The organism is Candidatus Enterococcus ikei (genome assembly GCF_017316105.1).
Taxonomy (GTDB): domain Bacteria; phylum Bacillota; class Bacilli; order Lactobacillales; family Enterococcaceae; genus Enterococcus_L; species Enterococcus_L ikei.
In genome coordinates this window covers 48,384-70,759 of sequence record NZ_JAFLWD010000007.1, presented here as the reverse complement: position 1 = coordinate 70,759, position 22,376 = coordinate 48,384, and the positions used below count along the sequence as shown (strand labels likewise).

At 36.4% G+C, this 22,376-nt stretch carries 19 protein-coding genes; 5 read left to right on the top strand and 14 right to left on the bottom strand.

What is annotated here, in order from left to right; genetic code table 11:
* Positions 1–35: 35 nt before the first annotated feature.
* The 5 genes from recQ to JZO69_RS03075 form a co-directional block, all read right to left on the bottom strand.
* Positions 36–1,823: a DNA helicase RecQ gene (gene recQ / locus JZO69_RS03095; RefSeq protein WP_207111446.1), complete on the bottom strand. Its 1,788-nt coding sequence runs from the start codon at positions 1,821–1,823 to the stop codon at positions 36–38.
* Between the two features lie 279 nt (positions 1,824–2,102).
* The gene (gene typA / locus JZO69_RS03090; RefSeq protein ID WP_207111445.1) at positions 2,103–3,929 is read right to left on the bottom strand and encodes a translational GTPase TypA; all 1,827 of its coding nucleotides are present in this window, start codon (positions 3,927–3,929) and stop codon (positions 2,103–2,105) included.
* Between the two features lie 213 nt (positions 3,930–4,142).
* Positions 4,143–4,922 (bottom strand): inositol monophosphatase family protein, encoded by a 780-nt coding sequence (locus JZO69_RS03085; protein ID WP_207111444.1) that lies wholly within the window; start codon positions 4,920–4,922, stop codon positions 4,143–4,145.
* Position 4,923: 1 nt separating this feature from the next.
* Positions 4,924–5,202, bottom strand: a complete 279-nt coding sequence (locus JZO69_RS03080) for a UPF0223 family protein (protein WP_207111443.1) — start codon at positions 5,200–5,202, stop codon at positions 4,924–4,926.
* Between the two features lie 55 nt (positions 5,203–5,257).
* Positions 5,258–6,526 (bottom strand): chloride channel protein, encoded by a 1,269-nt coding sequence (locus JZO69_RS03075; protein ID WP_207111442.1) that lies wholly within the window; start codon positions 6,524–6,526, stop codon positions 5,258–5,260.
* Positions 6,527–6,865: 339 nt separating this feature from the next.
* Between JZO69_RS03075 and JZO69_RS03070 the strand changes: the two genes are divergently transcribed.
* Positions 6,866–8,224 carry an MATE family efflux transporter gene (locus tag JZO69_RS03070; RefSeq protein WP_207111441.1) on the top strand — a complete coding sequence of 453 codons (1,359 nt, stop codon included), beginning with the start codon at positions 6,866–6,868 and terminating at the stop codon, positions 8,222–8,224.
* A 56-nt stretch (positions 8,225–8,280) separates the two neighbouring features.
* On the opposite strand, the gene JZO69_RS03065 is transcribed toward JZO69_RS03070, so the two are convergent.
* Both JZO69_RS03065 and JZO69_RS03060 read right to left on the bottom strand, forming a co-directional pair.
* Entirely contained in the window at positions 8,281–8,784 is a 504-nt protein-coding gene (locus JZO69_RS03065; protein WP_010771925.1) for an HD domain-containing protein, read from the bottom strand.
* Between the two features lie 163 nt (positions 8,785–8,947).
* On the bottom strand, positions 8,948–9,922 hold the full coding sequence (locus tag JZO69_RS03060) for an aromatic acid exporter family protein (RefSeq protein ID WP_207111440.1): 975 nt from the start codon (positions 9,920–9,922) through the stop codon (positions 8,948–8,950).
* Positions 9,923–10,037: 115 nt separating this feature from the next.
* Between JZO69_RS03060 and JZO69_RS03055 the strand changes: the two genes are divergently transcribed.
* The gene (locus tag JZO69_RS03055; RefSeq protein WP_207111439.1) at positions 10,038–10,646 is read left to right on the top strand and encodes an FUSC family protein; all 609 of its coding nucleotides are present in this window, start codon (positions 10,038–10,040) and stop codon (positions 10,644–10,646) included.
* A 79-nt stretch (positions 10,647–10,725) separates the two neighbouring features.
* On the opposite strand, the gene JZO69_RS03050 is transcribed toward JZO69_RS03055, so the two are convergent.
* From JZO69_RS03050 to JZO69_RS03030, 5 genes are read right to left on the bottom strand one after another with little or no spacing between them, the layout of a single operon-like run.
* A complete protein-coding gene (locus JZO69_RS03050; protein ID WP_207111438.1) occupies positions 10,726–11,088 on the bottom strand; it encodes a cupin domain-containing protein in 363 nt (120 codons plus the stop codon).
* A gap of 30 nt (positions 11,089–11,118) precedes the next feature.
* Positions 11,119–12,264 (bottom strand): glycerate kinase, encoded by a 1,146-nt coding sequence (locus tag JZO69_RS03045; RefSeq protein ID WP_207111437.1) that lies wholly within the window; start codon positions 12,262–12,264, stop codon positions 11,119–11,121.
* 27 nt (positions 12,265–12,291) lie between these two features.
* Positions 12,292–13,254 (bottom strand): D-2-hydroxyacid dehydrogenase, encoded by a 963-nt coding sequence (locus JZO69_RS03040; protein WP_207111436.1) that lies wholly within the window; start codon positions 13,252–13,254, stop codon positions 12,292–12,294.
* Between the two features lie 19 nt (positions 13,255–13,273).
* Positions 13,274–14,176 (bottom strand): sugar phosphate isomerase/epimerase family protein, encoded by a 903-nt coding sequence (locus JZO69_RS03035; protein WP_207111435.1) that lies wholly within the window; start codon positions 14,174–14,176, stop codon positions 13,274–13,276.
* A gap of 41 nt (positions 14,177–14,217) precedes the next feature.
* The gene (locus tag JZO69_RS03030) at positions 14,218–15,891 is read right to left on the bottom strand and encodes a thiamine pyrophosphate-dependent enzyme (RefSeq protein WP_207111434.1); all 1,674 of its coding nucleotides are present in this window, start codon (positions 15,889–15,891) and stop codon (positions 14,218–14,220) included.
* A gap of 178 nt (positions 15,892–16,069) precedes the next feature.
* Here JZO69_RS03030 and JZO69_RS03025 point away from each other — a divergent pair, with 178 nt between their 5' ends.
* The gene (locus tag JZO69_RS03025; RefSeq protein ID WP_207111433.1) at positions 16,070–16,837 is read left to right on the top strand and encodes an IclR family transcriptional regulator; all 768 of its coding nucleotides are present in this window, start codon (positions 16,070–16,072) and stop codon (positions 16,835–16,837) included.
* A gap of 46 nt (positions 16,838–16,883) precedes the next feature.
* Positions 16,884–18,509 (top strand): PucR family transcriptional regulator, encoded by a 1,626-nt coding sequence (locus tag JZO69_RS03020; RefSeq protein ID WP_207111432.1) that lies wholly within the window; start codon positions 16,884–16,886, stop codon positions 18,507–18,509.
* Between the two features lie 77 nt (positions 18,510–18,586).
* Here JZO69_RS03020 and JZO69_RS03015 read toward each other — a convergent pair whose 3' ends face one another.
* Positions 18,587–19,285: a carbonic anhydrase family protein gene (locus JZO69_RS03015; protein ID WP_207111431.1), complete on the bottom strand. Its 699-nt coding sequence runs from the start codon at positions 19,283–19,285 to the stop codon at positions 18,587–18,589.
* A gap of 237 nt (positions 19,286–19,522) precedes the next feature.
* Here JZO69_RS03015 and JZO69_RS03010 point away from each other — a divergent pair, with 237 nt between their 5' ends.
* Positions 19,523–20,803, top strand: coding sequence for an MFS transporter (locus JZO69_RS03010; RefSeq protein ID WP_207111430.1), 1,281 nt, complete (start codon positions 19,523–19,525; stop codon positions 20,801–20,803).
* A gap of 95 nt (positions 20,804–20,898) precedes the next feature.
* Here the strand turns inward: JZO69_RS03010 and floT are convergent, their stop codons facing one another.
* Positions 20,899–22,371 carry a flotillin lipid rafts scaffold protein FloT gene (floT, locus tag JZO69_RS03005; RefSeq protein WP_207111429.1) on the bottom strand — a complete coding sequence of 491 codons (1,473 nt, stop codon included), beginning with the start codon at positions 22,369–22,371 and terminating at the stop codon, positions 20,899–20,901.
* Positions 22,372–22,376: the final 5 nt, after the last annotated feature.

Here is a 22,376-nt window from a genome sequence, read left to right as displayed (position 1 = left end):
CAGTTTTGTTTAGGCCTCTAATCTGTTTTAAACATCTACTGAGTACTAACATCTTTTTCTTCCGTTTCTTTAAATGTTTCGATTGCTGCTAAGAATTTTTCTCCGTATTTATCTAATTTATTTTGCCCTACACCTTTTACTTGTAGTAACTGGATCGAATTTTTAGGTAGCTTCTCACACATTTCTTTTAACGTACTATCCGAGAAAATCAAATATGGCGGCACGCCAGCTTCTTGCGCTAAATCCATCCGTAGTTCTCTTAATGTTTCAAAGAGCCCATCATTTACAACCACTTTACGTACCCGCTGATCTTCTTTTCTAAATACAGTTTTCTGTCCTAATAGCACTTCCACTCCAGTTGGTGAAACAGATAGCAATGGATATTGCCCGTCTGAGGGATTTAAATATCTTTCTGCTGTTAGATAGTCGATCAATTGTTTGACTTCTTTTTGCGTTCGATCTTTCATTAACCCATAGGTAGGCAATCGATCAAAATGCCATTGATCGATTTTTTGGTCTTTAGAACCAGTTAGTACTTTTCCTACCAAACCCTTACCAAATTTTTCACCCATCCGCTTCACACATGATAGAACTTTTTGAACATCCACTGTGATATCTACTAATTCCCGCTCATCTAAACAATTAGAACAGCGGCCACAGTCAGAGCCTTTCTCTCCAAAATAGCGTAAAATAAATTTCTGCAGACACATTTGAGCATTCGCATATTGCGACATTTCTCTTAATTTCATATATTCCTTCTGTTTATAATCGATCGTCATTTCTGATTGATCAATAAAGAATTGCTGAATTTGCAGATCTTGCGGAGCATAAAGTAAAACTGCATCACTTGGAAGCCCGTCACGGCCGGCGCGTCCAGCTTCTTGGTAATAAGATTCGATATTTCCAGGGATTTGCGCATGGATAACAAAACGGACATTACTTTTATTGATCCCCATACCAAACGCATTGGTTGCAACCATCACTTGTAACTTATCAAATAAAAACTGTTCTTGGTTATGATTACGCTCTTTTTCGTTCATACCGCCATGGTACATGCCAACAGTGATTTTTTTACTTTGTAGTAAGTGATAGATTCTTTCAACTTCTTTTCGAGTACTTGCATAAACGATACCAGATTGTCCTTGATTCAACTTCAAATATTCTAGAAGAAACACATCTCTATTCTGGTCCTTAACTACTTGAAATGAAAGATTCTCACGAGCAAAACCAGTTTGTACCTGATTATCTTTTGGAATATGCAGTTGTTTGAGGATATCTTCTGCTACCTGTGGTGTTGCTGTAGCGGTCAAAGCAATAACTGCTGGTTGCTGTTGAAATTGTTCGATAATTTCAGCTAAGCGTAAATAACTTGGGCGAAAATCATGTCCCCACTGAGAAATACAGTGCGCTTCATCCACCGCTAATAAATCAATTGGAACATGCAGCAATAATTGCTGAAAGTCAAAAGATTCTAAACGTTCAGGCGCGACATAAAGAAGCTTCACTTCGCGATTAACAGCCATCTGAACACGCTTATTCATCTCTTGTTGTGAAATCGTACTATTAATGAAGGTCGCTGGAATCCCCATCATATTCATTGCATCAACTTGGTCTTTCATTAAAGAAATCAACGGCGAAATAACTAATGTCAAATTCTCCAACATAAGTGCTGGCAATTGATAACAAATCGACTTACCCCCGCCTGTTGGCATGATCCCTAACACATTTTCTTTATGTAACACATGATTGATGATTTCTTCTTGTCCTTGACGAAATTCGTCGTATCCAAATTTTTCTTTTAGTAAGTCTTTGATGTCAATCATGAAATTCTCTCCGTTCCTTGTATCTCGTTGTTATTTTAGCATTCGTTATAGTGTAATTCAAGGAAGGATTCTTCCTGCTGTGAAACAATTTTCCACGCGTGAAACATTGCTTCATTTTCGCTAAAAACTAAAACCTTTATTTATCAAGGTTTCTATATTAAGCTACGTATTTTTCCAACGTATTCATTAAAAGTTATCCACAAAAAAAGATGAAACAAAACATTTAACGTTTTGTTTCATCAGTCTAGCTTTTATTAAGAGTTAAGCTAAAGCATTTAGCTATTTTTTCTTTTTACTTGCTTTTTCACGCTCGTTTTTGTTCAAGATTTGTTTTCTCAAACGAATGCTTTCTGGTGTTACTTCACAATATTCATCTTCATTCAAGAATTCTAAAGATTCTTCTAAAGTAAGAATTTTCGCTTTTTTGATGACTGAAGTTTGGTCTTTATTTGCAGAACGCACGTTAGTCATTTGTTTAGCTCTTGTGATATTTACAGTTAAGTCATTATCACGGTTGTTTTCACCGATGATCATACCTTCATAAACGTCAGTTGTAGGTTCTACAAAGACAGTTCCACGTTCTTCAATACTCATAATACTGTATGTTGTTGCTTTACCAGTATCGATTGAAACTAAAGCACCTTGATGACGTCCGCCGATTGTTCCTTGAATCATTGGTAGGTATTGATCAAATGTATGGTGCATAATTCCATATCCACGAGTCATTGATAAGAATTCAGTTGTATAACCAATCAAGCCACGAGCTGGCGCTAAGAAGATCAAACGGATTTGACCATTACCAGTATGGATCATGTCTTGCATTTCACCTTTACGTAGGCTTAATGATTCGATAACACTACCCATATATTCTTCTGGAGTATCGATTTGAACACGTTCAAACGGTTCGCATTTTACGCCTTCAATTTCACGTTCGATAACTTCAGGACGAGATACTTGTAATTCATAGCCTTCACGACGCATATTTTCAATCAAGATTGATAAATGCAATTCGCCACGACCAGAAACTGTCCAAGAATCAGGACCAATTGGTTCTACACGTAAAGATACATCTGTTTGTAATTCTGCCATTAAACGTTCTTCAATTTTACGAGAAGTAACGTATTTACCTTCACGACCGGCAAATGGAGAGTTGTTTACTAAGAATGTCATTTGCAATGTTGGTTCATCGATGTGTAAGATTGGCAAAGCTTCTTGAGTTGTTACTGCAGCAACTGTTTCACCAACGAAAATATCTTCCATACCAGAAACGGCAATTAAATCACCAGCTTTGGCTTCGTTGATTTCAACACGTTGTAAGCCGAAGAAACCAAAGATTTTTGTTACACGGAAGTTCTTCACGCTGCCATCTAATTTCATTAAGGCAACTTGGTCGCCAACTTTCATTGTTCCACGGAACACACGGCCGATACCAATACGTCCAACGTAATCATTGTAGTCTAATAATGATACTTGGAATTGTAAAGGCTCATCTGAGTTATCAACTGGTGCTGGTACATGCTCAATGATTTGATCAAAGATCGGTGCCATAGTTGGTTCTTGGTCTTCTGGATTATCAGAATCGCTTGAAGTTCCGTTTAAAGCTGATGCATAAATAACTGGGAAGTCCAATTGTTCATCATCCGCACCTAATTCGATAAATAATTCTAAGACTTCATCCACAACGTGTTCAGGACGCGCTGAAGGTTTATCAATTTTATTTACAACAACGATTGGCGTTACTTTTTGTTCCAATGCTTTTTTCAATACGAAACGTGTTTGAGGCATCGTTCCTTCGTAAGCATCAACAACTAAAACTACGCCATCAACCATTTTCATGATACGCTCAACTTCACCACCGAAGTCCGCATGTCCAGGTGTATCTAAAATGTTGATGCGAGTGCCTTTGTAATCTACTGCAGTATTTTTAGCTAAAATCGTGATTCCACGTTCGCTTTCAATAGCATTTGAGTCCATTGCACGTTCTTGTAATTGTGTGTGTCCATCTAAAGTATCTGATTGTTTTAAAAGTTCATCTACTAATGTTGTTTTACCATGATCGACGTGGGCGATGATTGCCACGTTTCTAATATCTTCTCTGTATTTCAATGTAATTGCTCCTTATCCTTTTGCCTTACGTCACTTGTCCATTAAATCCGACTTTTTATTATAGCAAACTTTTTTCATGAAATATAGTCTAAAGCATGCAAATATTATGAAAATTTCATATTTAATTGCTATATTTTTGAAAAATACCATAATTGACCCGGAAAATCAACTACTTCCTGTAACCTCTGCTATTTTTTCCTACTTATATTCGCTTTACTCTAACTCAAAAATATATGTTTTTTGTATTTCTTCATAGGCTTTTGCTGTTGCTGCTAAGAAATACTCTCGTTTAGCAAAGCTTAATGGACTTCCATCGATATTCGAATACTTAAATCCAAATTCTTCTATCAAAACTAAGCCTGCAGCGTAATCCCAAGGACTTAAATTAGAAACATAACCGATATGATTTCCTTTAAGCATTGCAATCAATTCAATACCTGCACAGCCGCTAACTCTGACTCCCATACTTGCATGTCCGATTTCTTTGGCACAATAGAGATTTTCGCCATACATATAGGCATTCATTCCAAGTAATCCTTCAGATAAAGGTGAATTTTTGGGAGCCTTCAATTTCTGATCATTTAAAAATACCCCTAGATTTTTACCGCCCCAATATAATTCATCTTTCATCACATCATAGATAAAGCCGAGTTGCCCAACACCTTCTTCAAAAACAGCCATCATGATACAAAAATTTTCCTGCTCCATCACAAAATTCATCGTACCATCGATTGGATCAATGATCCAAACACGACCAGTAAGAGAATCAATTGTATTAAACCCTTTTTCCTCAGCCAAAATCCGATCACCTGGATAATGCTCGTTGATTTTATTGATAAAAAAAGTCTGAATTTCTTCATCGATATTTGTAACTAGATCTTTTCTGTTAGATTTTTGTGATATTTCAATTTCATTAGTGAAGCTTACTTTTATATATCCAGCAGCCTCTTTTAACCACTCTTTGATTTCAATGATCATTTTTTCAGTTGTCATTTTAATCAGCTCCTAGTTTTAGTCGACCAGAATCTTGTTTTTTTGCTTGCTGAACCGTTCGATATAAAGAATAGCCAGATGCTTTTTGAAACTCATTCCCTAAGCATTTTTCTTCCCCGATACTTTTCACTACTGTTTTAAATTGTTTGTATTTATTTAAAAAGACGCTAGTGTCGATCCCTGATTCATTTGCTTCCTCCACCGCTGACCACATATTGGTAACAATCACCATTTCATCCGTCGTCCAATCTAAATCTAAGGGATATTGATAATCTTTCATGCCTTCACCTCACTATCTAGTTTATCACAGGCTACTAAAATTGTTCTACAGTCTGTTACTTTCTTTTCTTATTTTGCCAGTTTGTCCAAATGGGTAAAAATAATACCCCTTTTTCGACTTCTACCTTTTGTGCAGAATAAATCCCTGCGTTGCCTGAACACATGTAACTGATCAAACAAATCATAAAGAAAAACAATGCTGCATCGCTGCCAAATAACTCAATGCCCATAATAAAACAAGCAATCGGTGTATTGGTCGCTCCAGAAAAGACACCAATAAATCCTAATCCCGCCAAAAACGGCACCGATAGATGAAAAATCATGGCCAAACTACTGCCTAATGTTGCACCGATTTCAAATAACGGAGTTACCTCTCCACCTTGAAAACCCGCGCCTAATGACAGCACTGTAAAAAAGAGCTTTCCAAGAAAATCAAACCAGTGACTTTCTCCATTAAATGCATCTTTTAAAAGGGGCAGACTCAAACCTAAATACCGTTGCGTCTGCAAAATAAACATCGTTGCCACCACAATAGCTCCACCGACAAAATTACGCAAAACAACATCTTTAAACCAATTAGCATAAACTTTCTTAAGAAATACGATCGAGCGACTAAACAGCCAACCGACCAGACCAAAGCAAATTCCTGCAATGATTATTTTGATAAACAACATCAATGACCAATCTGGAATATGTCCCATACCATAATGGGTATGAGTCACACCAAAAGATTCTGTCACAATATTTGCAAAAAAAGCAGCAAAAAAACTAGGAAAAAGTCCATCTGATCTTAAACGTCCCAGCATTAAGACTTCTAACCCAAAAATAGTTCCTGCTAACGGCGTACCAAATACAGAACTAAATCCAGCACTGATTCCGCTGATCACTACGATTTCTCTTTCAATTTTATCCAAACGAAAAAGGCGTCCCACAGCATCAGCTACCGTTCCACCCATCTGTACGGCTGTTCCCTCTCGACCAACTGATCCGCCAAACAAATGTGTGGTGATCGTACCAAATAGAGTCAGTGGAATCAAGCGTAGCGGTATAGCTTCTTGTTCCCCATTGGCTTGATCGATCACAAGATTATTCCCTCTAATTGCATTTCCACCATATTTTCTATATAAAAAAGCAAATATCGCCCCGCTAACTGGTAATAAAAATAACAGCCATGGATTATCTAGTCTAATTTGAGTCACAGTGTCCAAACTTTTAAGAAAAAATGCGGACAAGGCCCCCATTATCAGACCAATCAGCAACGAAATCGTTAACCATTTCGTTATGTAAAGCCCGATATTAATTGGTGTTTTTAACTCACTTTTCACTTTATCAACTCCTCTAAATTACCTCAACTATTCTATCATACCATTTCTTCGATCCATGCTGATCAATTATAACAATTTTTTGATAAAGAAACGAGCAAGAAATAGCTAATGCTTTAATAAATAGCCGAGGGAAACATCGGGTTTTCAACATTTAACTTTCTATCCTACGCAGCTCTTATTAAAGCACTTGCAAAACCAAGAGATTGTGCTACTATAAATAGGAAATTTTATTATTTTTCTGGTATTATTCTATTTTAATTGTAAGCTATTGTTTCTCGTTGTGCTGTAGAGAAAATCTTTTAAATAGATTGTTCTCTCAAAAATGAAAGGGTGTTTTCGTTGAAAGAACTCACACATGGCAATCCTGCAAAACTGATTTTTTTATTTACAATTCCATTATTGATCGGCAATATTTTCCAACAGTTTTATAATATGGCTGATATGATCATCGTTGGTCAGACCTTAGGAAAGGAAGCGTTGGCAGCTGTTGGTGCGACGGGCAGTATTACCTTTTTAATCATTGGTTTTGCGCAAGGATTAACTGCTGGACTCTCAATCTTAACTTCTCAGCGTTTTGGTGGGCAGGACTATCGCGGGGTTAAAAAAAGTTTTGCTACAGGAATCGTTATCAGTGGTATCGTGACTGTCGTCTTGACCGCACTCAGCATGATGTTTGTTCGTCCTATGCTACAACTGATGCAAACACCAAAAGAAATTATTGATGATGCTCAAACTTTCATATCCATCATTTTTATTGGGATCTTTGCTGCGATGGCGTTTAATTTATTGTCAAATGTGATTCGTGCGTTAGGAGACAGCCGCACCCCACTTTTATTTTTGATCATTGCCAGCATTATCAATGTTGTACTAGATCTAATCTTGATTATTAATTTTCATATGGGCGTTGCTGGTGCTGGGATTGCTACAGTGACCGCGCAAATCGTCTCCAGTATTTTGTGCGTGATTTACATTCGCTGGAAAATTCCTAATCTTCAATTACGTAAGAAAGACTTTTCCATTGATAAACATGAGTTCCGAGCTCATTTGAATATTGCGTTACCAATGGCTTTTCAATCTTCAATCATTGCGATCGGCGCGATTATTTTGCAAGCGGCTTTAAATAGTTTGGGAACTGACGTCGTTGCGGCTCAAGCTGCTGCTGGAAAAATCGAACAATTTGCCACTCAACCAATGATGTCATTTGGTATTGCAATGGCAACCTTTACAGCACAGAACTATGGAGCGAAAAAATACAAACGAATTTTACAAGGGGTCAATCAATGTCTTGTAATGAGTATTGGTTTCAGTCTTTTGGCTGGTGGTATTGTCATTCTTTTCGGCCAAAATCTAGTGACTCTTTTTGTCAGTGGAAAAGAAACCGAAGTTCTTAGACTTTCTCAGATTTATTTTAACGTAAATGGAAGTATGTATTGGTTACTCGCAATCTTGTTCATCATTCGTTATACATTGCAAGGGCTTGGTCAAAGTGTTATTCCTACATTAGCCGGAATCATGGAATTAATCATGCGTTCATTTGCTGCAATTATTCTTACTGCGTCTTTAGGTTTTGTTGGTGCAGCTTTGGCATCACCACTGGCTTGGGCTGGTTCTGTAATCGTATTGTTAGCATCTTATTTCAAGGCGATCAAACGCTTAAAGAAACTTGATCACGAACAAGCACAGTCGCTTTTACACTAGCTAAAACACAATAAAAAAATCGACCGATTCTCAAAAGAAAATCGATCGATTTTTTATTATACAGATTGCTTTCTAGGGAAATACTGACGCCATTTCGCTTTTACTGAGTTCGTCATCGGCTCAGAAGCTTCTTTGACGGCACAATATTTGTCGACCATCGTCACAATATAGCTCTCTTTATACTTCGGCGGTGCAATAGTTGCCCCCCACATATGTTTGATGATGATATCACGTTCTAAATCAGAAAGTTCTGTTAGTTTTTCAGCATTTTTCACAGCAATTCTCGGATGCATATAAGCATGAGATCCTTCATCGAACTTTGTTGTACGCCAATCGTAATAGAACAAATCATGTAAAAGCCCAGCACGTGCTGTTGCTCTAGCATCACCATTCCATTTTTTAGCTAGTTTATAACTATAATAAGAAACGCTGATTGAATGATCTAAACGAGTTGAGTGAACATGTTGCGTGTAGTTGCCTAAACGCTGTACTTCTTCAGTTTCCAACAAATCTTCCACATAAGACATATATTCTTGATCTTCACGCCATTTTTCAGTCATTAATTCTGGTTCCACCTTTTTAGAGACTTATGAATTTCTATTTTTTACGGATTTAAAAGAAAGTCTTTTTTTTAACTTGATGAAAGTATAGCACCTTGATTTTACAAATACTAGGAATTTTGAATTCCGTAACTAAACTTTAATATTTACTTTATAATTACACTTACAAAATAGAGTTATTTTCCTCGTTTTGATGCTTAGAAAACTCCGCCTTGATTTCTATAAATGATTGAAATACTTGTAATAGCTGAAATAACTGCGCTCTATTTTCAAACTCTTTTCTAGTTTTAGGCAGTTCTTTTTTTCGGTAAACTTCATATACTTGTGCTATTTTATCCAAGATGTCTTGTCCGTCATTATTTTCAGCAAAGGTTTCAGCGGTATACTGCAGTAACTCTTGAATGTTTCCGACTTGTTCTGGCTCAACTGTGATGTTTTCTAGAATCTGCAGCATGTCTTTTAAACTATTACTTTGTAAGCGTCGCATCGTGAAGTATTCAATATAATAATGATTGGAGGATATCAGTTGATTTTCTGCATGGTTTTTCGCCCAATTTTCACCTGTTCGGATGAAAGCCTTTAAGTCATTACATTTTTCAAATAAGTTTCTTTCTTTATTATGCTCGTTCAAATATGCCGCCATGTTATTCAGTATTTTACGAAACATTGTTTCAATGACTTTTTGGTCTTCTTTCAAACGTTTTTCAGTATCTGGCATATACAAATTCATGAGTAACGCAAACCCAACACCAATAGTCATTAGTAAGAACTCGTTACCAATGATCGACCAAGATAAGTCTTGTTCGACCAAATATTGGGTCACTAAAACTGAACTTACTACAATCCCATCTGAAAGCTTGAAGTAAACTGCTGCTGGAATAAATAAAAGTAAATAAACGCCAAATGCCAAAGCATTGAATCCTAGAATAGAAAAACAAAAATACGCAATCACTGTCGCTAAAGCTAGAGAAAGTAACCGATAAAGCCCAGTTAATAAAGACGTTTTTTTCGTATTGGTCACACTTAATACAGAAATAATTCCCGCAGATGCAGGGTATAACAACCCTAAACTTTCTGCAACGATCATCGACAAGGTCGCACTCACTGCAGTTTTAATTGTCCGTAGCCCAATTTTCATTCAATTGCTCCTCACAAAATAGTTAATCTTTTGTTTAATACTAGTAATTTTACCTCTATTTCGGTTATGATTAAATAGAAAAATGATTAAATCTTTATTATAGGAGAGAAAGTTCATGGAAGTCGGTCCTTTTCGTTTAGGCATGCGCACATTGAAGACAGCTTTAGCTGTTATGCTGTGTATTATTTTATTTAAAGTATTTGATCGTGGGGCACCCATGATTGCTGCCTTAGCTGCTGTTTTTTCGTTACGTCAAGATTTAACGACGAGCCTTACTTTTGGGAAGTCAAGAATCCTAGGTAATACTTTAGGCGGGGGTTTAGCGATCGTTTATTTTCTAGTGAAGGATCTTTTTTCCAATGATTTTTTAGTGGAGTTGTTTCTATTACCATTTTTAGTGATCGTAGTCATTGTTGTTTCTGATGGTATGAATAATAATTCGGGTATTATCTCAGCAATCGCAACGTTGCTTTTGATCTCTTTAAGTATTCCCCAAGGAGAATCATTTTATTTTGCTTTATCTCGTGTGATCGACACGTTTATTGGAACATTTATTGGTATCGGACTAAATTTCTTTATTCGCCCGAAACCAATTGAAGAAACGCATGAAATTGAGGAATACTTAGCAGAATTAGAGCAGAAAGAAAAAGAATTAGTAGAGCTTCGTCAAAAAATTCAAGAAAAAGCTGAGTTGGAAAAACAGAAAAAAGATAAACCAAAATAGAAAATCGACTATGCTTTTTACCGCAGAAAAAAATTACTGTAGTAAAAAATATAGCCGATTTTTCGTTCTATGGTTTTTATTAATCGTGCAAAATGAGATCCATGGGTTGCGGACCTGCTAATCCGATAAATACAAAGTCCTCCTTACCTGTGTTTTTCATTCCGTGTTGTTCTCCTGGTAAAGAAACAATCATGTCCCCTTTTGAAATACGTACCTCTTCCCCACCTCCTGGAAAGAAAGTACCTGTACCCTTAGTGACGACCCATAGATCATCTGATGTTGTATGCGAATGATTGAATACACTTTGACCTGGCTTCAAACACCATACTGCACCAGCCGTATGTTCAGTTTCATAAAAAATCGTCTTTTTTCCTTCATGTTCACAAAAATCAATCACTTCATCGAGTTTAAATAACCGTTCTCCCATTCTCGCTTTTGACATACTGCATCCATTCCTTTCTATAATTTAAACTCACTTAAATAATTGCCCAAAACGAAATAATTGTTGCGCAGTTTCCCTGACTGCATTAATCGTATTCTCTTTATCCAGAATGTTCTGCTCCGATGCAATCCTCCTGATTGTTGGAAAAAAAGCATCGATACCTTCATTATTACATTGCACAGCATCTTCAGAAACACTACCGGATATAGCGATCACTGGTTTATAGTGTTTTTTTGCCATTTTAGCGATTGCAACAGGGACTTTTCCCATCATTGATTGAGCATCTAGCATGCCTTCACCTGTAATAATAATGTCCGCTTGCTCTATTTCTTTCTCTAAATCAATAATCGTTGCTACTTCCTCAAATCCTGAAACTATTTCACTTTTAAAATAAGACAATAACGTGAAGCCTAATCCGCCAGCAGCACCAGATCCTGGTGTAACCTGATAGAATGTCTTCGTTAACTCATTCGTTAAGAAGGCAAACTTTTCAAGAATCCTATCGATTTCTTTGCGATTTTCTTTTGTAACTCCTTTTTGCTTACCAAAAATATACGTAGCGCCGTTTTGACCATTCAAAGGATTCTTCACATCACTAGCTATTCGAATCGAACACTCTGCTAATTCAGGTAAAATCGAAGAAGCATCGATTCTGCTCAGATGTTTCATATCTTTTAACAAATAGCCTAAATTTTGCCCTTTTTCATCTAAAAAATCATAACCCAAAGCACTTAGTAAGCCGATTCCTGCATCATTCGTTGCACTGCCACCCAAACCGATAATAAACTTTCGGTAGCCAGCTTCAATATTTTTCTTTAGCAATTGTCCCAAACCATAAGATGTCGCTTGCCACGGATCTAGGTCTTTTTTTTCCACTAGCATAATTCCTGATGTTTCTGCTACTTCTAATACAACAGTTTCATCATAAATTCCATACTTAGCAGTTACTTCTTGATGAAATAGTGGACCTTGAACGTGTTCTGTATGAATAGAGTTAGGGGTCGTATAAAATATAGCCTCAATAGTTCCTTCGCCACCATCTGCAATTGGAGTAACTTTTATTGGAACAGTCTGTTCTTCCTTGAAAGATTCTTCAATGCCTTTTTTTACCGCTTCACCCACTTCAATAGATGTTGCACTGCCTTTAAATGAGTCCATAGCTACTAATATTTTCATATTTCCCCCTCCATCATTCATAAAAAACTACTTGTTTACTCTATTTTTGGGTGTACCATTGAGATATGCACTGACATTGTCGACTGCAATTTCCATTAAGCGTGAGCGAGCTTCTTTTGATGCCCAAGCAATGTGTGGAGTAATAATGATATTTTTAGCTTGCAACAATGGATTTTCTGCGCGGATCGGTTCTTCAGATACAACATCTACCGCTGCCGCTCCAACCTTACCTGAATCTAGTGCTTGTGCTAAATCTTTTTCATTGATCAATTGACCTCGAGAATCATTAATGATCAAAACACCTGTTTTCATTTTCCCAATGTTTTCAGCGTTGATAATCCTTTCATTTTCTGGTACTAATGGACAATGTAATGAAATAATATCTGATTCAGCAAAGAGTTGCTCTAAGCTAACCAATTTCGTTCCGTTTCGATCTCTTTCTTCTCGTTCCCCATTTGTTGCAATAACCTTCATTCCCAACGCAGCTGCTATCTCTCCAACTCTTTGTCCGATCCTTCCGTAACCAATGATTCCTAATGTTTTTCCTGAAAGTTCGATTTGCGGATAATTCCAATAACACCAATCTTTCGAGTTCGTCCACTCTCCACGTTTCACACTATCTGAATGAGCACCAATATGGTGAGCTAGTTCCAAAAGTAATGCGATAGTATATTGAGCCACTGTGTCTGTTCCATAAGTTGGAATATTTGTTACAATGATTCCCTGCTCTTTTGCAGCGATTACATCGACTACATTATAACCAGTTGCTAATACACCAATATATTTTAATTGTTTTGCCTCTTGTATAACTTTTTTCGTAAGAGGTGTTTTATTCGTTAAAACGACTTGAGCATCTCCGATTCGTTTGACCAATTCAGCCTCAGAAAGAGGACTTCGATCATAAACGGTCAGATTCCCCAATTTCTCTAAACTACTCCAAGATAAATCTCCAGGATTTTCGGTATAACCATCCAAAACCACAATATCCATCTTTGTTTCTCTCCTTTCTTTATTCTTCTAAAAGTGACCATGCACGATTGATTGTACGTTTTGTTTGTGCAACAATCACATCAGCATCTTCATGATCACGTGGCGTTACTTCAAATGAAAGAATCATTGGTTCGTCTTTATTAAATAACCCTTCCTCTTTACAAATTTTGAAAAAATCGGTTAGTTCAGCTACATCATTGGCACTGTTTGGAAATCCAAATCTTGGATGTTGATCACCATATGCGTCACAGCCTTCTTTTACAACAGCATTTCCAATGTGTAAATGCGTGATGTATGGACGAGTTGTTTGAATCACAAATTTACTTGTTTCATACGTCGTTGGGAAATGAGATAAGTCAACGATCAAGCCAAAATTATTACAATATTTTCGAACATCAGCGGCAAATTCTGCAGCTAATGGAGCTGGTCCAATCAAAGCTTTTTTATCCATATTGTAATCGAAAACCTCTAGCTCTACCATCATTTTTTTTGTCGCAGCATATTTACATACATTTATCGTAGTCTTCAATAACTGTGAATAAGCCTTATCTTTGGTTGCTTCTTCCCATTGTCCTGATAAAAAGGCAATTCCTTTAGCACCTAAATATTCAGCTTCATCAACAGCTTCGATCAATGTTTTTTCTGCTTCAAGACGGTCTACTTCATTCAGAGCATTTGGATTAAGTCCTGGTCCTAATAAACGTGGTTGAGCGCCATAACCAACTCTTAATCCTGATTGTTCTAATAATTGTTTCACTTCTAAACGTGTCTGGTCATCTTTGATTTGAGTGATTTCAATTGCACGAAAATCAGGATCTTTAGCTATTTGTAGCAGTGTTTCTTTTAAATCGTAATTTTTTGGCGGATAACTCATCCATTGGATCAAGCCTAAATCAAAGTACGTTTCAATATTCTCTTTCATTCTATTTTCTCCTTTTATTAACTTATTTAGTGTGTTTATTTTTAGTCTCCAAAGTTTTTAATTTGGTCAACTGCGCCACCCATATCACATAGTTGTTCTGGTTCACAGATAATATCAATCACATATGTTTTCCCAGAATCTACTGCACGTTTGAAGGCACTCGCAATTTCATTTGGATCAAATACTCGTTCTCCTAAACAACCAAATCCTTCAGCAACTTTTACATAATCAATCAATCCATCTTGGTTATAAGGCATATCTACACCGTACTCAAAATCATAAGCTGAAATTTGGTTTTGGCGTATCAATCCTAGATAGGCATTATTGACAATAACTACGATGATCGGCTTCTTAAATGCTGCGGCAACTGCGATTTCTTCTCCCATAAAGGTAAAACCAAAATCGCCAAGTACAGTGACTGACGTTGCATTTGGATCAGCAACTTTTGCACCAAAAGCAGCAGGTACTTCAAAGCCCAATGTTCCTGCACCACCTGATGGCAAGTAGCGACGTGGTTTTTCGATGTCTTGCAACTGACCACTCCAAATTTGAGTGATACCACAGCCAGCAGTGTACATTGTATTGTCATCGAAAAAGAGATTCATTTCTCTAAATACTCGGTGCGGCATGATTGGCGTATTATCAAAATCCGTTTTTCTAGCTAATTCTTTTCTTAATTGAGGGATTTCACTAACACCCGCTCTGTTTACTTGAGTCATCTTGCGTGATTCAATAGCAGCTAATAAATCACTCAACGCTTCTTTTGCATCTGAGACGATGCCTAGATCTGGTGTAAATACTTTTCCGATTTGGTTTGCTTCAATATCAATGTGAATGAATTTGCGTCCTTTTCTATATACCTCCAAGTTTCCAGTATGACGATCCGTAAAGCGATTACCGATTCCAATAACTAGATCAGAATCCAAGAAAATTTTATTGCCGATTGGTTGTCCAACTTGGATTCCTGCATGTCCAGCATTAAGTGGATGATTCACTGGAACACCACCTTTGGCCATGTAGGTTTGAATAATCGGAATTTGAAGTTTTTCTGCAAATTGAATCAATTCTTGTTCTGCTTTGGCTAAGATTACACCGCCGCCCATGATAATAACTGGAGATTTCGCTTCAGTGATCATATCCAGAACTTGATTTATTTGAGTCGATGCTGCTTTGACTGTTTCAACTTTCTTCGGTTCATAGTCATTGATGTCAAAATCAATTTCTACTTGCTGAATATCAAGAGGTAAATCAAGTAGGACTGGTCCAGGTTTCCCTGAGCGCATAATATAAAATGCTTCGCGTAAAATTGTTGGAATTTCTTGCGCATCTAAAGGGCAATAAACTTTCTTACAAACTGTAGATGCAATACTTACCATATCCACACATTGGAAGGCATCTTGTTTCATTTGCCAGCTATTTGCCTGACCTGTAATGGCAAGAACTGGGATCGAGTCAATGTTCGCTGTGTATAGACCTGTCACAAAGTTTGTTGCGCCAGGACCAGACGTACAAATAGCTAATGCAATCTCATGTGTTGCTCGATAATACCCATCTGCTGCGTGTACACAAGCTTCTTCATGACGCATACAATAATGTTCGATTGGTGCCGCTTCCAAAAATTTATACACCGGATTTATTCCAGCTCCTGGTATACCAAAAGCATCTTTTATTCCTTCTTTGACCATAATTTGAACAATTGCTTCTGCAGCTTTCATCTCAATTCCTTCTTTCTATTATTTGATCGAATTCCACTAAGTGGCATTGCGTTTCACTAAACAACATGTTACCATGACTCCATGAAGGGGTCTTTAACGCTTTTACACGAAAAGCAAATCCTTATTTTGTACATGATGGACAAATTTGGATAAAAAGAAAAACAAGTAGGAGGATATAATGAACGAAAAAAAAGTAAAATTAAATCAATCAGTCATCAAGACATTTGCTATCATTGAAAGTTTTACCAGCGCTAGGCAAGAAATGTCTCTTGTCGAACTTGCACAAAAAGCGGAGCTTCCAAAATCAACTGCACTGAGATTTCTTTATACCCTTATGACTTTAGGCTACATAAGCCAAAATCCCGAAACTCAGTATTATTCACTCTCTAACAAATTTGAAAATATTTCAGCAAATTTAGTTTCTGCTGAAAGTTTGATTCAATTTACGCAATCCACTCTTTATCACCTGTCTTCCGCACTATCAGAAGCTACTTGTTTATCAGTTCAAGCAGGGAATCAGCTGGAGTACATCAATTCGATAGACAGCCAAGAAAGAATCTTAAGTATTACTCAAAAAATTGGGAAAAAGGCGCCTTTATACTGCACTGGAGCAGGAAAATTATTTTTATCCGCTTTTTCAGATAAAGAATTAGACGAATATCTAAAAACGATTGAATTGCACTCTTTAACCAAAAATACAATCACTAAAAAACAAAAGTTGTTAGAAGAACTTCAACAGATAAAAAAACAACAATATGCGGTTGATAATGAAGAATGTGAGCTAGGGGTTTTTTGTATTGCAATACCGATTTTTAATTCTGCCAACCAAATCATTGCAGCAATCAGCATATCGATACCGACCATTAGAATCAATGAAGCAAAAATCAAAACGGTCGTCAATTTAGCCAAACAAGAAGTCGCCGCTTTATCTTTTAAAACTAAATAATTTACATTGCACACCTATTTGCTCTTAAAATAAAGGAGGGATTATCATGAAAAACCTGAAAGAAATTTTAACGATTCCACGTTTTACAGACTTAGTTGTTTTAAACACTCAAGCAAATTTAGATGTTCCACTGCATACAGTTGAAATATCAGAAACACCTGATGTTGCAAATTACTTATCTCCTCATTCTTTGTTGTTGACAACAGGAATGGCCTATAGAGATTCGCCTGATGATTTATGTGAACTGATTGCACATTTAAATAGCCTTCCAAGCGCTGGTTTAGCAGTAAAAATAGGTCGGTACATACCAAAAATCAGCAAAAAAGTCATTGATTTTGCAGATTCATTAAACTTTCCAATTATTCAAATTCCAATGAATATGACTTTGGGAGATATTTCGCATAAGCTGCTAAGTTATCTTTGGTCCGATCAAACGGAAGAAATCTTTTTTTCGCTTGAAATACAGCAAAAATTTGCTGAATTGCTTTTTAAAGGGGCTTCTACCTCAGTCTTGATTGACCAATTGAGCCATATGATCAAACAGCCGATTATGTTGATCGATCCATTTGGTCACTTGGCTACGTCTAGTCGAAATCATACTGTGGAAGAATTTTTGACACCTGCTAAGAAAAAAGAGCTTTTAGCCCAATTAACAGCGAAACAACAAGAAGCAAAAAAAGAGTCTTTTTTATTTAAAATCGATGAAGGTGAGCATACTTTAGTCAATCTTATCCCAATCAACTCAGATAGTTATATTCCTTATTTATTAGTTCTTTTCAAGGTTGATCAGTTAGCCTATCCTTTTTCTCAGTTTGCTATTGAACAGTCCTTGATTGTTCTGGCACTTTCAATCTATAAAGAACAAACGATCAAATATGAAAACCGTTCAGTAAAATTGCACCTATTTCATAATTTGTTGCATTCAGAAAAAAACGGACCGTCTATGGATTTTGTAAAACAGTATCCAATTATTGATTCCCTTGACTCCAATTATTACCGAGTTGTAGTTGTATCGATTCAAGTACCAAAAAATAAGTCTTTTTACGAAAAAGAAATTGATTTGTTTATCTATGATTTCCTAGAAGAATATTTAACAAAAACCAATTCTAATTTGTTACTATTGCCTACAGATGAAGATAATCAATTCGTGTTGCTTTTTAAAGACAAGAAGGATTTACAATCAACTTTAGAAGAGCTCTATGATAAAACATTTAAATTATTAACTATCTCACTTAGTTTTGGCGTAGGTGATCCAGTTAATCAACTTAGCTTATTTCACTTTTCATACAAGGAAGCAAAAAGTTCTTTAGAAAATAGCCCATCTAAAAAGAATTTCGTTTTTTATAATACTATTCAAGGAATCAACCGGATAGCTGAAAATGTTTCAGAAGAAGAGATGCAGCATTTCTGCCAATCTATTCTGAAAAGTCTTGCCTATCCGACCAATCAAACGAATCAAGAACTTCGAAAAACGCTGACTACTTATTTGGACTGTCAGTGTAAAATTTCGGAAACCGCTGACCAACTATTTGTGCATCGCAATACAGTAAAATATCGAATAGAAAAATGTAATCAATTATTTGGACAATCCGTTGATGATTCCAAATTATCGCTTAAATTACGCGTTGCTTTATCTCTTTCAGAAAATGAAAGCGCGGACAAAAATAGTTAGAAATGAGACATTATTGAAGGATAATCCGTTTAAGTCCCTAACATTTTTACGTATTTACCTAAAAAGATTTGGCACAATTATGTATGCCAAATCTTTTTTTGTTCTTGTGGTTGAATTGGACGATTGTTACTTGCCCAGTCTTTTTCTTTTACTAACTTCAAAATTGTCTTACTAAACAGTGAAGATGCCTTTGAAACAACGATCCATTGAACATTTCCAACACAAGGCGGGGTTGTATATGATCCGTAATAAGCATAATATTCAACAGGTTTAGAGATAAATACAGAAGGATTTAATTTTAGATTCTTTTTTCTTAAATCCCAATTGATAGTCGTGCAACTTTCTTCGATTTGCAAAAGCTCTTCATTCCCTACTATTTTTTTAAATAATACGGCAATAACCAACGGCTCGTCCGCTTCAGAGTGATGGACAAAATGGAACTCAATTGGATGGACTTGTCCGTCAAGAGTATGTTCACTGGGAATATGGAAATGGATATCATCAAGATAAAAACATTTACGATCAAAATACACTTTATTTTTATTTGACTTTGGAATAAAATGAAATGTGTGTTTAGACCACTGTATTTGAAATTCATCACACAAATACTCAATTGTTAATGTGTCTTTTTCCAATTGATTTGTGACTTTATCTTTAGCCAAAGCAATAGGCGACTGCATGTATCGATTACAGGCTTGTCGATAATCATCACATAAGTTTATCCACGTATCAGGTCCATTTTCCAAAGAATAACCCCACTCTATCTCTTTTTCCATGTTAAACTATCCTTTCTCTTGTAAAACGCTTACAAAATAAAATCTTGAAGATAGTATAATTGATGAATACAAGGATGTATTTGTCCAAACAGAGCAAATAATTTTAAAATTATTAGTTAAAATGACTCATGTAATAATTTTAGTTTCTTAATATGATATAAAAAAGCGTTTACATTTTGTTTTTTATCAATATTTTAATCACTAAATCAAAAATAAAGAAGTTACAGGAGGAAAAAAATGAAGACAAATGGTGAAAAAATCGACAAACATTATTGGAAGAGAATTGTTGTGTTATTATGCTTGGGCTGGGTAACTATTTGGATTTATCGTGCTTCATTGACCCCACTATTTTCTGAGATTCAAGGAACCGTTGGATTTCATACCAATGCTCAAATGGGTTTAATATCCAGTTGTTATTTCTTTGGAGCAACTAGTATGCAGATTCCAGCAGGAATGTTAGTTGATCGCCTTGGGAAAAAAACAGTGATGATTCCAGGATTTATTTTATTTGGGCTAGCTGCCTTTATGATCACACAGGCTCAGTCTTTGACTATGATTTATTTTGCCAGTGTGCTTGCCGGGTTAGGGTGCGGTTCTTATTACGGCGCGGCGTTCTCACTTTCATCTGAAAGTATCCCCCAACACCGGAAAGGACTCTCTACAGCAATCATCAACAGCGGATCAGCCGTTGGAATGGGAATTGGTATGATTCTTTCAAGCCTTTTAGTGAAACAACTTGATTTGCCTTGGCAGTCTATGATGTTCCTTTGTTTTGGCCTGATCGTTACTATGATTCTTGCTTTTACCTTTGGAATCAAACCGAACTCAAAAAAAGATACGCCTATACCAACTACGCTAGAGTCAGAAGCAACGAAACAATCTGCTGCTACTTCTGACAAACAACCAAAAGGACTTTTTTCACCCAAAATGCTAGTTTCTTATCTGTTATATTTTGGCACTTGTTATGGTTATTATATGGTAGTAACTTGGCTACCAGCATTTTTACAAGACGAACGAGGCTTTAAAGGACTTGCAATCGGGTTTTCATCTGCCTTAGTGGCATTTGCTGCGATTCCTGGTGCATTGATTTTCAGCCGTATTTCTGATAAATGGCAATCAAAAAAAATATCGATTATTTTAGCACTTGAATTAGGTGCTGCAGCTATGTTGTTACTAACTGTAACAGCCAATAATTCTTCTTTGTTACTAATCGCTTTGATTCTTTATGGCTTTTTAGGAAAATTAGCAGTTGAACCGATTATTATTTCATTTATTAGTGATCAAGCTAATCCGTTGATTTTAGGTACAACTCTTGGTATATCAAACTTTTTCGGCTTAAGTGCGTCCATCTTCGCCCCTACGATCACAGGTGTAATTTCCGATGCGTCAGGAACACGAGAAATGGGTTTTTATATCTCAATCATTATTATGGTTCTTGCAGCAGTTGCCTTTTTCATCGTAAATAAGATTCCTGAAAAAAAAGCTGCATTTGAATTGGAAGAATCTGGTGAAGCTTAAACGTAGTAATTTTTTTGATAAAAAGAACCAGTAAAAAAACGTACAAGTATTCTAGCATTTATAATGCTGGAATAGACCTTGTACGTTTTTTTTATTTATTTATTTTCTTCATTATCACTATAGAAATTCACATTGCTGTTCGTTCCTTTTTTTGAAAAGTTTTCGATCAATTCTTTGACATCTAAGCCAGTTGTTTCTTTCAAAGTTTCTTGAGTACCAGCTAATAAGTTCGTTGCATAATTAGTAATACGGTTAGCTCCTGCATTTTCGCCACCGCCACCTGTATCAACAACAGAGATTTTATCAATGTTGCTAAGTGGTTGAGCCGCTTCTTTCATTAATTGTGGCAACATTTCCATAACCATGCTTAACACAGCTGCTTCGCCGTATTCCTTGAAAGCATCGGCGATCTTTTGTTTGGCTTCGGCTTCAGCCGCACCACGAGCTAAAATAGATTCTGCTTCAGCTTGTCCTGCTAAACGTGTTTGGTTGGCTTCAGCTTCTGCTAATGATTCCACACGGAAACGCTCTGCTTCAGCTTCGGCAACTTCACGAGCTTTTTGAGCTAGGGCTTCTTGCTCTTTTGCATAACGATCAGCATCCGCTTTTTTCTTCACTTCTGAATCGTATTGTTTTTCACGACGAACGATTTCTTTTTCTTCTAATTCGATTTGTTTTTGACGTTCGATGACTTTAACTTCCATCTCTTGTGCAATAACTTCTTGTTGGGCTTTAGCTGTTTCCAAATTGTAGGCTTGGTCAGCTTTGGCTTTTGCGATATCTTGTGCTTCTTTATATGTTGCTAATTTTAATTCTTTTTCTTTTGATGCTTCAGCGATTTCAGTTTGACGTTGTAATTCTGCTTGTTGTGATTCTTTTTCAGCTTCGGCTTTTTTGATTCGTGTTTCTTTCCAAGCTTCAGCTTCAGCGATATCTGCATCACGTTTAACTTGTGCGATTCTTGGTTTACCTAGAGAATCCAAGTAGCCATTTTTATCGCGAACTTCTTTAATGGTAAATGATACAATGATCAGACCCATTTTCGCTAAATCTACACTGGCAACTTCTTGCACACTTTGGCTGAATTTATCACGATTTTGATAAATTTCTTCCACTGTCATAGAACCTAAAATCGAACGAAGATGTCCTTCTAGCACTTCACGTGCTTCATTTTCAAGCTCTTCACGCGTTTTACCTAAAAATTGTTCCGCAGCTGTTGCGATTTCTTCTACAGAAGAACCGATTTTGATGATCGATGTACCATCACACATCACTGGAACTCCTTGTTCCGTGTAAACCTCTGGAGTCGATACATCTAATTTACTTGATAGTAAACTGATACGGTTTGATCGTTGGAATACTGGTAGCACAAAAGCTCCTCCACCACGAACGATTTTTATTTTATTACCGCTTTCATCTGCATGAACATTTTTACTACCTAAATAGCTCCCACTAATAATCAACGCTTCATCTGGTTTAGCTGTTTGATATTTTGAAATAAACACAATCAGCAGCATTAATAAAATAAATACAACCAGAACAATTGGTCCTAAAATCCCTAATTCCATTTTCT

Bases quoted from the DNA above. Each gene is read 5' to 3' on its own strand.
- JZO69_RS03010 (WP_207111430.1), top strand. From the start codon at position 19,523: ATGAAGACAAATGGTGAAAAAATCGACAAACATTATTGGAAGAGAATT.
- JZO69_RS03025 (WP_207111433.1), top strand. From the start codon at position 16,070: ATGAACGAAAAAAAAGTAAAATTAAATCAATCAGTCATCAAGACATTT.
- JZO69_RS03050 (WP_207111438.1), bottom strand. From the start codon at position 11,088: ATGTCAAAAGCGAGAATGGGAGAACGGTTATTTAAACTCGATGAAGTG.
- JZO69_RS03040 (WP_207111436.1), bottom strand. From the start codon at position 13,254: ATGGATATTGTGGTTTTGGATGGTTATACCGAAAATCCTGGAGATTTA.
- JZO69_RS03055 (WP_207111439.1), top strand. From the start codon at position 10,038: ATGGAAGTCGGTCCTTTTCGTTTAGGCATGCGCACATTGAAGACAGCT.
- JZO69_RS03020 (WP_207111432.1), top strand. From the start codon at position 16,884: ATGAAAAACCTGAAAGAAATTTTAACGATTCCACGTTTTACAGACTTA.
- JZO69_RS03045 (WP_207111437.1), bottom strand. From the start codon at position 12,264: ATGAAAATATTAGTAGCTATGGACTCATTTAAAGGCAGTGCAACATCT.
- JZO69_RS03030 (WP_207111434.1), bottom strand. From the start codon at position 15,891: ATGAAAGCTGCAGAAGCAATTGTTCAAATTATGGTCAAAGAAGGAATA.
- JZO69_RS03035 (WP_207111435.1), bottom strand. From the start codon at position 14,176: ATGAAAGAGAATATTGAAACGTACTTTGATTTAGGCTTGATCCAATGG.
- JZO69_RS03085 (WP_207111444.1), bottom strand. From the start codon at position 4,922: ATGACAACTGAAAAAATGATCATTGAAATCAAAGAGTGGTTAAAAGAG.
- JZO69_RS03060 (WP_207111440.1), bottom strand. From the start codon at position 9,922: ATGAAAATTGGGCTACGGACAATTAAAACTGCAGTGAGTGCGACCTTG.
- JZO69_RS03015 (WP_207111431.1), bottom strand. From the start codon at position 19,285: ATGGAAAAAGAGATAGAGTGGGGTTATTCTTTGGAAAATGGACCTGAT.
- floT (WP_207111429.1), bottom strand. From the start codon at position 22,371: ATGGAATTAGGGATTTTAGGACCAATTGTTCTGGTTGTATTTATTTTA.
- JZO69_RS03065 (WP_010771925.1), bottom strand. From the start codon at position 8,784: ATGACTGAAAAATGGCGTGAAGATCAAGAATATATGTCTTATGTGGAA.
- recQ (WP_207111446.1), bottom strand. From the start codon at position 1,823: ATGATTGACATCAAAGACTTACTAAAAGAAAAATTTGGATACGACGAA.
- JZO69_RS03080 (WP_207111443.1), bottom strand. From the start codon at position 5,202: ATGAAAGATTATCAATATCCCTTAGATTTAGATTGGACGACGGATGAA.